Consider the following 14762-nt stretch of genomic DNA (forward strand, 5'->3'; position numbering starts at 1 on the left):
GCGACCCTACGAAACCAACCTGTACGAGGCAACCTTAACTGTCTCTCCAGGCCGCTCAAAAGGCAGGATTCGACATGATCGACATGGCAGTGGTTGAACTCTCCCGGTTGCAGTTCGCCCTTACGGCGCTGTACCATTTTCTCTTCGTTCCCCTCACGCTTGGCCTTTCCTTCATTCTCGTAATTATGGAAAGTGTTTATGTGATGACGGACCGCCCCATCTGGCGGGACGTCACCCGGTTCTGGGGCAAGCTTTTCGGCATCAATTTCGTGCTCGGTGTCGCCACCGGGCTTACCATGGAGTTCGAGTTCGGCACCAACTGGGCCTATTACTCGCACTATGTGGGCGACATTTTCGGGGCGCCGCTGGCGATCGAGGGGCTCATGGCCTTCTTCCTCGAAGCCACGTTCGTCGGCCTGATGTTCTTCGGCTGGGACCGCCTGTCCAAGCGCGGCCACTTGCTGACGACATTCATGGTCGCGCTGGGCTCGAACCTTTCGGCGCTGTGGATCCTCATCGCTAACGGCTGGATGCAGCATCCGACCGGCGCGGTGTTCAATCCCGAAACGATGCGCATGGAAGTGTCCAACTTCAAGGACGTGATCTTCAATCCGGTCGCGCAGGCGAAGTTCGTCCATACCGTGAGCGCGGGCTATGTCTGCGCCAGCGTCTTCGTGCTGGGCGTATCGTGCTATTACCTGCTGCGCGGGCGCCATCTGGAGCTTGCCAAGCGCAGCTTCACCGTGGCGGCATCGTTCGGCCTGCTCTCCTCGCTCTCGGTCGTGGTGCTGGGTGACGAGAGCGGCTACGCGCTGACCGACAACCAGCAGATGAAGCTGGCCGCCATCGAGGCCATGTGGGAAACCGAACAGGCGCCCGCCGGGCTCGACCTGTTCGGCATTCCGTCGAACTCGGCGCATGAGACGGCGTTCGAGATCAGGATTCCCTACATCCTCGGCCTTGTTGCCACGCGCAGCATCACCGGCGAAGTCACCGGCATTATCCCGCTGGTCGAGCGGGCCGAACACCGCATGCGCAGCGGCATCATCGCCTATGACGCGGTGGAGCGGCTGAAAGTCGACCGCAACGACCTTGCCGCGCGCGAGGCCTGGGAGCGGAACAAGGACGATCTCGGCTTTGCCCTGCTGCTCAAGCGGTTCGTCGCCGATCCGCGCAAGGCCGATGCCGCGACTATCGAGAAGGCCGCCTGGACCACGGTACCCAATGTGCCGGCGCTGTTCTGGATGTTCCGCATCATGGCGGGGCTGGGCTTCTTCTTCATCGCCTTCTTCGCCACGGCCTTCACGTTCTCGGTCCGCCGCCAGTTCGACCGCAAGTGGTTCCTGCGCGCGGCGGTGCTGGCGATCCCCTTGCCGTGGATCGCGATCGAGGTGGGCTGGCTGGTTGCCGAACTCGGGCGTCAGCCCTGGGCGGTGGACGGCGTGCTGCCGACGTTCCTTGGCGCGTCGAGCCTGACGAGAGGCCAGATCTGGACGACCATCACCGGCTTCACCGTACTCTACGGGATCATGGCGGTGATCGAAGTCAGGCTCATGCTGGCGACGATCCGCAAGGGGCCCGAGATCTACGAGGGCAACGACGATGGCGATCCCGCGCCCGAGCGGGCGCCCGCCACCACCTTCACCGCCATCCCGGCCGAGTAAGACGGAGGCAACGATGACCATTCCCTTCGACTACGAAACGCTGCGGCTGATCTGGTGGGCGCTGCTGGGCGTCCTGCTTATCGGCTTTGCGCTTACCGACGGTTTCGACCTCGGCTCGGCGGCGCTCCTGCCCTTCGTGGGGCGCACCGATGCCGAGCGCCGCATGGTGATCAACGCCATCGGCCCGACCTGGGAGGGCAACCAGGTCTGGTTCATCCTCGGCGGCGGGGCCATCTTCGCGGCCTGGCCGTTCGTCTATGCCGTCAGCTTCTCGGGCTTCTATCTGGCGATGTTCCTGGTGCTGGCGGCGCTGATCCTGCGGCCCGTCGGCTTCAAATACCGTTCGAAGAAGCCCGATGCGGGCTGGCGCTCACGCTGGGACTGGGCGCTGTTCGTCGGCGGTCTGGTACCCGCGCTGGTCTTCGGCGTGGCGGTGGGCAATGTCCTGCAGGGCGTGCCGTTCCGGCTCGATAGCGATCTGCGCAGCTTCTACGTCGGCACGCTGCTCGGCCTGTTCAGCCCCTTCGCGCTGCTGAGCGGATTGGTTTCGGTCAGCATGCTGGTGCTGCACGGGGCGGGCTGGCTGACGCTCAAGCTGGAACACGGAGCCGCGCGCGATCGGGCGCAGACTTACGGGCAGGTGGCCGCCCTTGTCGCCTTGGTGCTCTACGCGGCGGGCGGCGTGTGGCTGGCGATGGGCGACATCGGCTACACGGTGATCGGCGCGGTCGATCCGATGGGCCCGTCTAACCCGCGGCTTGCCGTAAGCGTGCCGGCAGCGGGAGCGTGGCTGGCCAATTACGGCGCGCATCCGTGGATGATCCTGGCGCCGGTGCTGGGGCTTGCCGGGCCGCTGGTGGCGCTGGCAGGCATTCGCGGGCGCAAGGACGTGCTGGTCTTCGCGGGATCCTCGATGGCGAATCTGGGCATCATCGCCTCGGTCGGCCTGTCGATGTTCCCCTTCATCCTGCCCAGCTCGATCGACAACCGCTCCAGCCTGCTGGTCTGGAACGCCTCGTCCAGCCACATGACCCTGTTCATCATGCTGCTGGCGACGGTGATCCTGCTGCCCATCGTGCTCGCCTACACCGCCTGGGCCTACAAGATCATGTTCGGCCGGGTGACCGAGCGCGAAGTGGGCCTTAACCCCGATTTCTATTGAGGAGCCGACTATGTGGTACTTTTCCTGGATCCTCGGCGTCGGACTGGCCGTCGGCTTCGGCATCATCAACGGCGTGTGGCACGAGTTCCACAGCGACCCGTCCGAAGAGAAAACTGTACTCGATTGACGTCATGACAGCGGCGGCGCTCTTGCAGGGAGCGCCGCCGTTTCGTTTCAGGCGGTTCGCCAGCCCATCCATGTGCCCAGCCTCGGCGCGATCCGCCTGAGGCTCCATTCGGCGAGCACGGCAAGGCCCAGCGAGATCCCGAACAGCGGCATCAGCAAGGCCATCAGCAGGACCAGCGCGACCAGCGCCCAGCTATGGCGCAGCGGGGCCAGCGTGGCCGGCGCGCCCAGACGGCCCTGCGGCCGCCGTCGCCACCAGAGCACCACGCTCGACAGGCAGAGCGTGACCAGCCCCATCAGCACCGCCAGATTGACGAGCTGGTTGGCCAGTCCCCGCCACGCCCCTTCGTGGATGGCGACGCCGTAGCCGACCGCGCGGTCGATCCAATGCCGCTGCGAGAAGCGCTCGATGCCGATCAGGGTGCCGTCATTGGCGACTTCGGCACTGTCGCGCATCGGGCGGTTCTCGTCCTGACTGCGGACCTGCCACGGCGTGCCAGAGGCCGTGGGCGGGCTGACCTCCACCGGATGCGCGAAGCCAAGGCCGCCCGCGCGGGCGACGACGGAATCGAGCGCGGCGGGGCTCGCGGCCATGTGGCTCATGGTCATGCCGTGATGCTCGGCATGTTCGGACATCATCGCCCGCATTCCGGCATCGGCCATGGCGCGCCGGTGGGCGTCGGCGTCGGAGCCGGCGGACCAGTCCTGCCGTCCGGCAGCGGTGCCGGTCAGATAGCGGACCTGCCCGAAGTAGCTCCCCCAGGCATTGGCCCAGGGCAGACCCGTGGCGATCAGGAACACCGCGCCCAGCGTGATCCATAGGCCGGTGACGGCGTGGATATCGCGCCAGAACAGCGTCCGGCCCCGGAACAGGCGCGGGTAGAGCACCCCGGCAAGGCCGCTCGCCGCGCGTGGCCACCACAGGAACAGCCCGGTCAGGAGCATGACGATGGTCCAGCACGCCGCCGTTTCCACCAGCGCTGAGCCGTAGTCTCCCGAAAGCAGCTCGCCGTGGAGACGGAAGACCACGCGCATGAAGCGGCTTTCCTCCGGCACCTGGTAGAGCACCGCGCCGGTCTCGGGATGGACCCAGACCCGGATGTCGGTCGCGCCCTTGCCCACCAGCACTTCCACCGCGTCGGCCGGGGATCGGGGCAGGACGTACTTGTGGAGCATCGATCCCGGCACCGCCGCCACGGCGCCCGCGGCGATACGGTCGGGCGAAAGGCGCGGGGCCCGTCCGCTCGCGACGCCGTGATAGGGGGCATAGAGCGCCTGCTCGATCTGCGGCTTGAACAGATAGAGCCCGCCGGAGACGGAGAGCCACAGGACGAAGGGCACGCAGAACAGCCCGGCGTAGAAATGCCAGCGCCAAACCGCGCGGTACCAGCGTTCGGCCCGCATCTCCGGGCGCGTTTCGGTATGCGTTGCAGTGCCCATCACATCTTCCATCCCGCTTCCACCAGGAAGCTGCGCTGCGGGTAGGGGTGGTAGACCCAGGCCCGGTCATTGGTCAGGTTGTCGACGCCCGCGCTCAGGCGCAGCTGTTCGGTCACGTCCCAGCTCACTTTGGCGTCGAGCGCGAAGAGTTCGGAGGTGTAGCCGTAGGTATCGCCGCGCTGGAGACCGAACAGGTCGGTGTTCGGGCGGCTGGCATAGCGCAGGCCCAGCGAAAGCAGGACCGGCGGGATCACGCGGTATCGCAGATTGCCGTTGAGCCGCCAGCGCGGGATGCGGGGGAACTGCACGCCCTCGGCGGCGGGGGCGGCGTCATTGCGCACGGTAATCGAATCGATCCACGCCGCGTTGGCGTCCACGTCGAGACCGGGCAGCAGCCCACGCGCTTCCGCGATCAGTTCGAAGCCATATTGGCGAGTGAGGTCGATATTCTTGAACGTCGACGTCGTGACGCCATTCTGGTTGAAGCCGGTGAAGGCGAAGATCGTGTTGCTCACTCGCTGCCAGAACGCCGATCCGGTGAGCTTCACTTTGCCGAACTGGCGGGCGAGCAGCACGTTGGCGTCGGTCGAGCGCTCGGGCTTCAGGTTCGGGTCGAAGCTGTCGGGATTGAAGCTGCCGTCGCCATTGAGACTGCCCTGGAACAGTTCGCCCACGGTGGGAAAGCGCGTGGCCTTGGCAAGGCTGAGCTGGAGGCTGGTCTGATTGTCGATCGCCCATTCGGCCGAGGCCTTGGGCTGGAAGGCGCTGGCGTGGCGGCTGTTGTAGCGGTTGAACACCGGCTGGCCCGAGGTGTCGAGCCGGCCAAGCCCGCCGCCGAACGCACGCCAATCCTCGAAGCGACTGCCCAGCGTCAGCGTGACCGTGCTGATCGGCACGCGCAGTTCGGCCCATGCCGCAAGGTTGCGGGTCTTGCCGAAAGTCTCGGTCGAGAAGGCCGCTGCCGCATCACTGCGCCAGTTGGCGAGGGCGTAATTGACGATGTCGGTCCTGTAGAAATTGCCGCTGAGGCCCCCCGCCAGTTGCGCGCCGCCGAGATCGGCGGTCAGGCCAAGGTCGCCGGTGTACCAATAAGTCGGTCCCTGCCGCGCCAAGGTGCCCGCGCCGTCCGAGGCACCGGCCACATAGCCTGTCGACGTGAAGCCGTCCGACCGCAGGATCTGGTAGGTCGAGACATTGGCGGTCAGCGTCAGCGCATCGGAAAGCGGCGCCGCCACTTTGGCACCTGCCAGCAGTTCGTCCCGCACCGTGCGGGACCAGTTGGCGCCGCTGGCCTTGTAGGTCTGCCCGCCGATCGAGACGAGGCCGTCGCAGACCACGTTGCCGCCCGCGTTGCGCAAGTAGCAATCGGGGGCGGTCTGGCTGTCGAGATTGTGCCAATAGGCCAGCAGCACTTCGCCGCTCACGCCGGAGGCGCCGTCATAGCCGAGCCGCAGCTTGGCCTGATCCTGCGTGATCGCGGCGGGGCTCTGTGCCGCGAAGATCGGACTGGCGGTGGTGCCGGGGGCGCCCGCCATGTGTTGCTTCGGGTCGATCACTGCCCCGGTGACTTCGGGGCCGGTGCCGGTCGATGGCGTGAGGCCGTAGAACATCATCGGCTGGCCGTCGTTGCGGAAATGGCGGCCGGATAGGCGCAGCGACCACGGGCCGTCTTCCTGCCGGAAGCCCACGCCCGCCTCGCCCGACCAGCCCCAATAGCTGTCATGCGTCGCGAACTGGTCGTAGGGCTGGAGCAGGCCCTGCACGGTCACGAAAGCCTCGGTCTTCTCCGGGGAACGTGTGGTGATATTGACCACGCCGCCCATCGAATTGCCCGCGTAGCGCGCCGAATAGGGGCCGTAGACCACGTCGAACTGTGAAACCTCGCCGGGGCCGACGACGCCCCACTTGGGCGCATAGGCGAACGAATTGCCGAGGAAGTTGGAGACGGTGAAGCCGTCCACCATCACCAGCGAACGCGCGCTCTGGGTCGAATGGGTGCCGCGAAAGCCCGGAACGCCGTTGGAATCGCCCGCGAAGCGTTTGCGCACGAAGAAATCGGGCGCGTACTTCATCAGGTCTTCGACGTTTTGGGCGTTCACGCCCTGGAACTGCTCGTCGCCAAGGCTGACCGAAAGGCCGCGGGCTTCCAGGCTGATCGGCGCGTCACGCTGGCCGACGACAAGGATGGAATCGCCCGATGGGGCATCTGCGGGTTCCTCGGCCATGGCCGGGAGGGAAATGAGGGCAAGCGGAGCCGCGCCAAGCGCGCGCCAGATACGGATCATCGAAAAGTTCACCTGATCGGCACGCGCGATGGACGTCAGCGTGCACTCAAGCCGGAGGGGCCGCACGCGAACGCGCGGCTGTGGCGGGGATCAGATGGTTGCGGGTGGTCCGCGCAAGGGTGGCCGCAAGCCCGTGCGGACGGAGGCCAGCGCCAGCGGCGCGCGCAGGATCGCGGCGACGAAGACGAAAGCGATCGCGGCGGCCAGGAGCACCGGCAGCGCGGCATCGATGGCCGCCGCCGCATGCGACGAGAAGGCGCAAGGGTGGTCCATCGCCTTGCCGGCGTCGTTTCCGGCCCCGCCCTTGCGGGCGAGCGCGATCATGACCTTGCCGCCGGTAGAGGCGGCGCCGGAGCAGAGTTCCACCATCAGCGGACCGCCCTGCGCCGCGGGCATGTAGCCGGCGGGAACCACGGCCTTGAGGCACAGCGCCACCGCCAGCAGCAGTGCCGCCAGTCCGGGTCGGGCCCGAAAGAAGTGCCGAAGAGTGCCCACGGCAGGGGGACTAGCCGGAAACGACGGCCCCGTCACGGCTCAAGTGCATGCGTCAAGAGAGTTCGGGGCGGCGATCAGGCCGAAGGCGCGACTGCCATGTTGTCGATCAGCCGGGCCTTGCCGATCCGCGCGGCGACCAGCAGGCGCATCGGCCGCTCGCTGCGGGCACCGAGCAGGTCAAGGTTCTCGGCATCGCGCAGTTCGGCATAGTCCACCGACGCGAAACCGCCCGCGATCAGCGCCGCTTCCAGCGCGGCGATGCTCCGGGCGACCGGCTCGCCGCTCTCGATCGCGGCGATCGCGACTTTCATTGCGGTGGGCAGGGTAACCGCCTGCGCGCGCTCTTCTGCCGCCAGATAGGCATTGCGCGAGGAGCGGGCGAGTCCGTTCGCCTCGCGCACCGTCTCCACCCCGATCACGCTATCGACATGGGGCCGGGTAAGATCGAGATCGCGCGCCATGCGGCGGATTACCGCCAGTTGCTGCCAGTCCTTCTCTCCAAACAGCGCAATATCGGGCAGGACCTGATGGAACAGCTTGCACACGACCGTGGCGACGCCATCGAAATGGCCGGGGCGCGAGGCGCCGCACAGACCGTCGCTGACGCCGGTAACCCCCACATTGGTGGAAAAGCCCTGCGGATACATCGCCTCCACGGTCGGGGCCCAGACCAGCGCCACGCCTTCGGGCTCCAGCAGCGCGCAATCGCGCTCAAGCTGGCGCGGATAGGCGTCGAGATCCTCGTTTACACCGAACTGGAGCGGGTTGACGAAAATCGAGACAACCACGTGATCCGCCCGCTTGCGCGCCTCGCGCACGAGTGTCAGGTGCCCTTCATGAAGCGCGCCCATGGTGGGCACGAGGGCGATCGTTCCGGAGCCGTTGTCCGATTGGCGGAGCGCGGAAACCGAACGGCGCAGTGGATCAAGGCTGTAGACGGTTTGCATTGGGGGTGTCTGCTCCGTTAGAATGGACTTGACCGGTCCTCGCGCCAGCCCTTAGCGCCGGCGCGCCCCGGGCGGCAATGGATATCCGCTTCCGGTGGAAGGGGATCAGACTTCGCTTGCCGGGCAGGGCCGGCGACAACAGGGAAAGCGACAGGGTCCGTGACAGCGCATCGCATCGTCTTCGCCAATGAAAAAGGCGGCACCGGCAAGTCCACCACTGCGGTGCACGTCGCCATCGCGCTCGCCTACCAGGGCGCGAAAGTGGCCGCGATCGACCTCGATCCGCGCCAGCGCACGCTTTATCGCTACCTCGAAAACCGCATCGAAACCGAAAAGCTGCGCGACATCGCGCTGCCGGGCGCGCGTTTCTCGGTCTACGACGGGGACGATATCGGCGAGCTTGACGATCTCTCCGAAGCCATCGCCGAAGGCTATGACTTCCTGATCTTCGACACGCCCGGCCGCGACGACCAGTTCGCCCGCCACGTCGCCGCCACGGCGGATACGCTGGTGACCCCGCTGAACGACAGCTTCGTGGACTTCGACCTGATCGGTCAGGTCGAAAACGACACGTTCCGCGTGAAGAAGCTCTCGTTCTATGCCGAACTCATGTGGGAAACCCGCAAGAAGCGCGGGTTGAAGACGATCAACGAAGGTCGGCGTGAGCTTGACTGGGTGGTGGTGCGCAACCGCGTCCAGCACGTCGAGGCGAAGAACATGCGCCGCCTTGAAGGCGCGCTCAAGGAACTGTCGAAGCGGGTGGGCTTCCGGATTTCGCCGGGCCTGTCCGAGCGCGTCATTTTCCGCGAACTGTTCCCCTCGGGCCTGACCTTGCTCGACAAGGGACACCTCGGCGAACTCGGCACCAGCCATCTGGTCGCGCGGCAGGAACTGCGGCAGCTGGTCGCAGGGCTCAACCTGCCGATGCCGGACCGCCGCGAGCCGCAGTTCGAACTCGCCGACGAAAAGTGAAGCAGGGGCGATGAAACTCATCTGGCTCATCGCACTGGGTTGCATCGCCTGGAAGCTGACCACCGGGCAGTGGCCGTGGCGCAATCTGGCGCGCACGATGAAGCTCAACTCCGCTGCATCGCAGGAGGACAAGGGGCTGTCATTCGCGCAAATCCACGCGCAAGTGCAGGCCCGTGCCCTGCTCGGCCTGCCCGAAGGCGCGAACCGCGAGGCCATCCTCGAAGCGCACCGCCGCCGCGTGGTTCAGGTCCACCCCGATCGCGGTGGATCCAATGAAAAGGTCCATGAGGCCAATGCCGCCCGCGACCTGCTGCTGGAAACGCTCGACCGGGGCGCCCGCAACTGAGGCCTCCCGGCATGATGGAAACCCATCGCTTCGACCCGACCATCCTGCGCGAATATGACATTCGCGGCGTCGTCGGCGAGAATCTCGGTACGGACGACGCGCTCGCCATCGGCCGCGCATTTGCCACGCTGCTGCGCCGCGAAGGCGGCCGCAAGGTGGTGGTCGGCCGCGACGGGCGGATCAGTTCCCCGGCACTGGAAGCGGCGCTGGTCGAAGGCCTGCTCGCTGGCGGCGTCGATGTGGTGCGGATCGGCGTTTCGAGCAGCCCGATGCTCTACTTCGCCGAAGCGTCAGCTGAAGACGTGCAGGGCGGCATTCAGATTACTGGCAGCCACAATCCCGCCGATCAGAATGGCTTCAAGATGGTCATGCAGGGACGCCCGTTTTTCGGGGCGGCGATCCAGCGGCTGGGCGAAATAGCTGCGGTGGGCGCCTGGGTACGGGTCCATCGTGGCGGCTCCCTCGAAGATGTCAGCATCGAAGATCGCAGCGTCGAGCATGCCTATGTCGAGGGTTTGCTTCCCGCTCTGGCCGGCCTGCCCGCCGATCGTCTGGGCGGCCTGCGCATCGGCTGGGACGCCGGCAACGGCGCTGCCGGACCCGTGCTGGAACTGCTGATCTCGCGCTTGCCTGGGGAGCATCATCTTCTCTTTACAGAAGTGGACGGGACCTTCCCGAACCACCATCCGGATCCGAGCGAGGAGGCCAATCTTGCAGACCTCAGGGCGCTCGTCGCGGCAAAGAACCTCGATTTCGGAGTGGCTTTCGACGGCGATGCGGACCGTATCGGTGTGATCGACGGCGCCGGACGCGCGCTCGGCGGGGATCAACTGCTGCTGATCTATGCCGAAGACCTGCTGCGCCGGAATCCGGGCGCGCAGGTCATTGCCGACGTCAAGGCCTCGCGCGTGCTGTTCGACAGCGTCGCGGCGCTGGGCGGCGTGCCGGACATGTGGAAGACCGGGCACGCGCTCATCAAGTCACGGATGAAGGAAACCGGCGCGCTGCTCGCGGGCGAGATGACCGGGCACATGTTCTTCGCCGACGACTATTACGGCTTCGACGACGCCTACTATGCCGCGCTGCGGCTGATCGCCGCGACCTTGCGGCTGGGGCGCAGTGTCGAGGATTTGCATGCGGCAATGCCGCGCCTCGTCTCGACCCCAGAACTGCGTTTCCGGGTGGCCGAAAGCCGCAAGTTCGCCGCCGTTGAGGAAGTCCATGCGCGGCTGATCGAAGCCGGGGCCGAGGTCGTCGCGGTGGACGGCGTGCGCGTCACCACGGCCGATGGCTGGTGGCTGCTGCGCGCCTCGAACACGCAGGACATGCTGGTGGCGCGCGCCGAAAGCGAGACGGCCGAAGGGCTGGAGCGCCTGGTTGCGGAAATCGACGTTCAACTCGCCGCTTCGGGGCTTTCGCGCTAAAGCAGCGTCAGAACGGCTGCGCCGATGGCCAGCGCGCTGGCGGCAAGGGGCAGCGCGGCGGACCGGCCATTCCGCCATCCCGCAAGGCTGAGGACCACGCCCGCCTTGTACAAAGTGTTGAGCGCGATCGGCACGGCCAGCACCAGTCCGGCCATCCGCGCGTCGAGCGAGTGGCCGGTCAGGCCGCCCAGAGTGATGATGGCGGCATCGACATCGATTGTGCCGGCAAGCGCCAGAACCGCTCCCAGGCCCCGCTCGCCGAAGTTGTCCAGAACCCAGAGCGAGGCGACGGTCAGCACCATGACCAGCCCTGCCAGCATCAGTGCGGGCCCAATGTCGAACGGGTTGCGCATCGCGATTTCGTGGCCGGGATTCGGCGTGGCGGCGGTGCGGCTGCGCCTGAGGTACCAACCGGCGGCAATGATGGCGACGACAAGGCCGGGCGCGATCAGCCGCGCCAGCGTCGGCAGGGCAATCGGCGCGAGGATGGCCACCAGCACCAGCACGCGCAGAAACATGATGACCGAGGCGAAGGCGATGGCGGCGGGGAAGACCGGGCGCGGCTCTTCCCCCTCCTTCATGCGGCTGGCGAGCGAGGCGGTCACGGCCGCTGAAGACACCAGCGCCCCGGCGGCGGCGGTGGCGATGATTCCGCGCGTCGCACCGAGCATGCGGGTCGCGAAATAGCCGCCGAACGACAGGCCCGAGACCAGCACGACCACCAACCAGAGATGGCGCGGATTCCACGCATAGTAGGGCCCGAAAGCCTTGTCCGGCAACAGCGGCAGAATGACCAGCGCGACCAGCGCATAGCGCGCAATCGACAGCACCTCGCGCTGGCTGAGCCGGTTGATCCATCCGTGAAGCTGATCGCGCAGGGCCAGCAGGAGGACCATGATGACGGCGATGGCGGTGCCGGTCAGGCGCTCTCCCACGCCGACGAGAAAACCGCTGGCGAGCGTGAGCAGGGCGACAAGGCCGCTCGTCCCGCTGGCGGTTTCGCTGAGCCGGCTGTCGCGGAGGTACCCCACCAGCACCAGCAGCCCTGCCGCGCCGAGCAGAACCGTGGCCGGTCCGGGCGCGCCGCGAAAGAGCATGCCGGCAATGCCGCCGATAAGTCCGATCAGTGCGAAAGTGCGGACGCCTGCGAAGCGCGTGCCTTCCTGCCGGTCGCGCTGGGCCCAGCCGCGCTGGATGCCCACCAGCAGCCCGAGCGCAAGGCTCACGGCAAGTCGGGCGAGGTCGGAAAGCTCGAGGTCGATCGGCATGGGCCCCCGCGTCGGTGGCATCGGCTTGCCATGGTGACTGTGCGCGCGGCGAAGCGCAAGTCGGACGTTCTTGCGGTACAAGGCTTTTCTCGCGCCGCGGGACGTGCTCCACCTGTTCGGCCATGGCCGTGAACCGATCCGAGCGATGACCGCAAAGTCTTCCGCAGATTCTCCTGCCGAGGTTCCTGTCGAGATCGGGGACTGGTTCGCCGCACGCGGCTGGCGTGTCCGGCGGCACCAGCAGGAGATGCTCGCCGCGGCGGACCGGGGTAATCACGCATTGCTCGTTGCCGATACCGGCGCGGGCAAGACGCTGGCGGGTTTCCTGCCGACACTGGCGGATTTCTGCCCCTCGCGGCGGCAAGGGACGGCGATGCCCGAAGGGCTGCACACGCTCTATGTCTCGCCGCTTAAGGCGCTTGCCCACGATGTCCAGCGCAACCTGCTGGCACCGGTGGAAGAGATGGGACTGCCGATCCGCATCGAGACCCGCAGCGGCGATACGCCCTCCGACCGCAAGGCCCGCCAGCGCGCCCGGCCGCCGCACGTGCTGCTGACGACGCCCGAATCGCTTTCGCTGCTGCTGACCTATCCCGAAGCGCCGGAACTGTTCGCCGGCCTGAAACGCGTGGTGATCGACGAGATCCATGCGTTCGCCACCGGCAAGCGGGGGGACCTGCTCGCGCTGTCGCTCGCGCGGTTGCAGGCGCTGAGCCCGGGTCTGCAGCGGGCCGGGCTTTCCGCGACGCTGGCCGATCCCGATGCCTTCCGGGGCTGGCTGGCCCCTTGGGGGGAGATCGACGCGGTGGAACTGGTGAAGGGCGAGCCCGGCGCTGAACCGGAAGTCTCGATCCTGCTACCACAGGAGGAGCGCATCCCCTGGAGCGGCCACGCGGCGACATGGGCGATCCCGCAGCTGATCGAACAGATCAAGGCGCACCGCACCACGCTGATATTCACCAATACTCGCTTCCTTGCCGAGTACATCTTTCAGGAATTGTGGGACGCCAACGAGGACAACCTGCCGATCGGCATCCACCACGGCTCGCTCTCGAAGGAGGCGCGGCGCAAGGTGGAGGGGGCGATGGCCGAGGGGCGGCTTCGGGCGCTCGTATGTACCGCCAGCCTCGATCTCGGTGTCGATTGGGGCGATATCGACCTTGTCGTGCAGATGGGGGCGCCCAAGGGATCCTCCCGCCTGCTCCAGCGTATTGGCCGCGCCAATCACCGGCTCGACCAGCCCAGCAAGGCCATGTTGGTACCGGGCAATCGCTTCGAGTTCCTGGAGGCTTTCGCCGCGCAGGAAGCGGTGCGCGAGGGCCAGCGCGACGGTGAGGCTTTCCGCCCCGGCGGGCTGGACGTGCTGGCGCAGCACGTCATGGGCACCGCCTGTGCGGGGCCGTTCCGCGAGCAGGCGCTGCTTGCCGAACTGCGCTCGTCCGCCGCATATGCCTGGGTGGAGGAGACGATCTTCGCCCGCGTGCTCGATTTCGTGGCGACGGGGGGCTACGCGCTGCGCTCCTATGACCGCTTCCGCCGGATCGTGCGCGAGAAGGACGGGGAGGGGGGCTGGCAATGGCGGTTGACTCATCCCGAGCATGCCGCGCGCCATCGGCTCAATGCCGGGATCATCGTCGATGCCGAAATGCTGGAAGTGCGCTTCCGCAACGGCCGCTCGCTGGGGCGGGTGGAGGAAGGCTTCGGGGCCAGCCTCAAGCCCGGCGACACGTTCCGGTTTGCGGGCATGGATCTGGAGGTCGAGGCTCTGCGCGAGCTGGAGCTGATCGTGCGGGCGGCCAAACGCTCGGCGACGATCCCCAGCTACATGGGCCAGCGAATGCCGATTTCGACCCATCTGGCCGAGCGCGTCCGCGCCATGCTGTTCGACCGCGCGGGCTGGGCGCGTTTTCCCGATGACGTGCGAGAGTGGCTGGAAGTGCAGGACTGGCGCTCGCACTTGCCCGCGCCGGGGCGGCTGCTGGTGGAAAGCTTCCCGCACCACGGCGCCGCCTATACGACGTATTATACGTTCGAGGGCTGGCCGGCCAACCAGTCGCTGGGCATGCTGATTACCCGGCGCATGGAGGATCGCGGGCTGGGGCCGCTGGGTTTCGTGGCCACCGACTATGCACTGGTGGTCTGGGGGCTGAAGCCGGTGGAGGACCCCGCCGCGCTGCTCTCGCCCGATATCCTGACGCACGAATTCGTCGACTGGGTGCAGCAGTCCTACCTGCTGCGCCGGGCCTTTCGCGAAGTGGCGGTGATTTCCGGGCTCGTCGAACGGCAGCAGCCGGGGACGCGCAAGTCGGGGCGGCAGGTCACCTTCTCGACCGATCTGATCTATGATGTCCTGCGCAAGTACGAACCCGATCACTTGCTGATAGAGGCCGCCTGGGCCGATGCCCGCGCGCGCATGACCGATGTGGCCCGCGTGGCCGATGTCCTCGACCGGGCGGCGCGTGAAGTGGACCATGTCCGGCTGGACCGGATCAGCCCGCTCTCGGTCCCGGCCCTGTCGATGATCGGCCGCGAATCGCTGCCGTCCGGAGCGGCCGATGAAGACCTGCTGGTGGAGGCGGAGAGCCTTGCCTCGCTGGCGATGCGGGTGGACCCGCCCGAGGAGGTCTGAGGCT

At 66.9% G+C, this 14762-nt stretch carries 12 protein-coding genes; 7 read left to right on the forward strand and 5 right to left on the reverse strand.

The features are described from left to right. The first annotated feature begins 77 nt into the window (after positions 1–77). The 3 genes from AC1VVM_RS04745 to cydX are packed head-to-tail and all read left to right on the forward strand — an operon-like array spanning position 78 to position 2953. Positions 78–1664, forward strand: a complete 1587-nt coding sequence (locus AC1VVM_RS04745; protein WP_482905150.1) for a cytochrome ubiquinol oxidase subunit I — start codon at positions 78–80, stop codon at positions 1662–1664. 13 nt (positions 1665–1677) lie between these two features. Then, entirely contained in the window at positions 1678–2826 is a 1149-nt protein-coding gene (cydB, locus tag AC1VVM_RS04750; RefSeq protein ID WP_482955979.1) for a cytochrome d ubiquinol oxidase subunit II, read from the forward strand. Between the two features lie 10 nt (positions 2827–2836). Beyond that, positions 2837–2953, forward strand: a complete 117-nt coding sequence (gene cydX / locus AC1VVM_RS04755; RefSeq protein ID WP_132387935.1) for a cytochrome bd-I oxidase subunit CydX — start codon at positions 2837–2839, stop codon at positions 2951–2953. Positions 2954–3000: 47 nt separating this feature from the next. Here cydX and AC1VVM_RS04760 read toward each other — a convergent pair whose 3' ends face one another. From AC1VVM_RS04760 to panC, 4 genes are all read right to left on the reverse strand, one after another. Then, the gene (locus tag AC1VVM_RS04760) at positions 3001–4392 is read right to left on the reverse strand and encodes a PepSY-associated TM helix domain-containing protein (RefSeq protein WP_482955980.1); all 1392 of its coding nucleotides are present in this window, start codon (positions 4390–4392) and stop codon (positions 3001–3003) included. Further along, positions 4392–6677: a TonB-dependent receptor gene (locus AC1VVM_RS04765; protein ID WP_482955981.1), complete on the reverse strand. Its 2286-nt coding sequence runs from the start codon at positions 6675–6677 to the stop codon at positions 4392–4394. The genes AC1VVM_RS04760 and AC1VVM_RS04765 overlap by 1 nt, the downstream gene beginning before the upstream one ends. A 90-nt stretch (positions 6678–6767) precedes the next feature. Next, on the reverse strand, positions 6768–7172 hold the full coding sequence (locus tag AC1VVM_RS04770) for a DUF2946 family protein (RefSeq protein WP_482955982.1): 405 nt from the start codon (positions 7170–7172) through the stop codon (positions 6768–6770). A gap of 74 nt (positions 7173–7246) precedes the next feature. Further along, on the reverse strand, positions 7247–8119 hold the full coding sequence (gene panC / locus AC1VVM_RS04775; protein WP_482955983.1) for a pantoate--beta-alanine ligase: 873 nt from the start codon (positions 8117–8119) through the stop codon (positions 7247–7249). A 159-nt stretch (positions 8120–8278) separates the two neighbouring features. On the opposite strand from panC, the gene AC1VVM_RS04780 reads away from it, so the two are divergent. Genes AC1VVM_RS04780 through pgmG form a run of 3 tightly spaced genes read left to right on the forward strand, consistent with a single transcriptional unit; the run spans position 8279 to position 10861 of the window. Next, positions 8279–9091 carry a division plane positioning ATPase MipZ gene (locus AC1VVM_RS04780; protein WP_132387943.1) on the forward strand — a complete coding sequence of 271 codons (813 nt, stop codon included), beginning with the start codon at positions 8279–8281 and terminating at the stop codon, positions 9089–9091. A 10-nt stretch (positions 9092–9101) separates the two neighbouring features. Then, entirely contained in the window at positions 9102–9437 is a 336-nt protein-coding gene (locus AC1VVM_RS04785; RefSeq protein ID WP_482902957.1) for a J domain-containing protein, read from the forward strand. An 11-nt stretch (positions 9438–9448) separates the two neighbouring features. After that, positions 9449–10861: a phosphoglucomutase/phosphomannomutase PgmG gene (gene pgmG / locus AC1VVM_RS04790; RefSeq protein ID WP_482955984.1), complete on the forward strand. Its 1413-nt coding sequence runs from the start codon at positions 9449–9451 to the stop codon at positions 10859–10861. On the opposite strand, the gene AC1VVM_RS04795 is transcribed toward pgmG, so the two are convergent. Further along, a complete protein-coding gene (locus AC1VVM_RS04795; RefSeq protein WP_482955985.1) occupies positions 10858–12129 on the reverse strand; it encodes an MgtC/SapB family protein in 1272 nt (423 codons plus the stop codon). The two genes, pgmG and AC1VVM_RS04795, sit on opposite strands and share 4 nt — an antisense overlap. A gap of 145 nt (positions 12130–12274) precedes the next feature. On the opposite strand from AC1VVM_RS04795, the gene AC1VVM_RS04800 reads away from it, so the two are divergent. Then, a complete protein-coding gene (locus tag AC1VVM_RS04800) occupies positions 12275–14758 on the forward strand; it encodes a ligase-associated DNA damage response DEXH box helicase (protein WP_482955986.1) in 2484 nt (827 codons plus the stop codon). The last annotated feature ends 4 nt before the right edge of the window (positions 14759–14762 follow it).

Source organism: Novosphingobium sp. BL-S-33 (assembly GCF_056857025.1).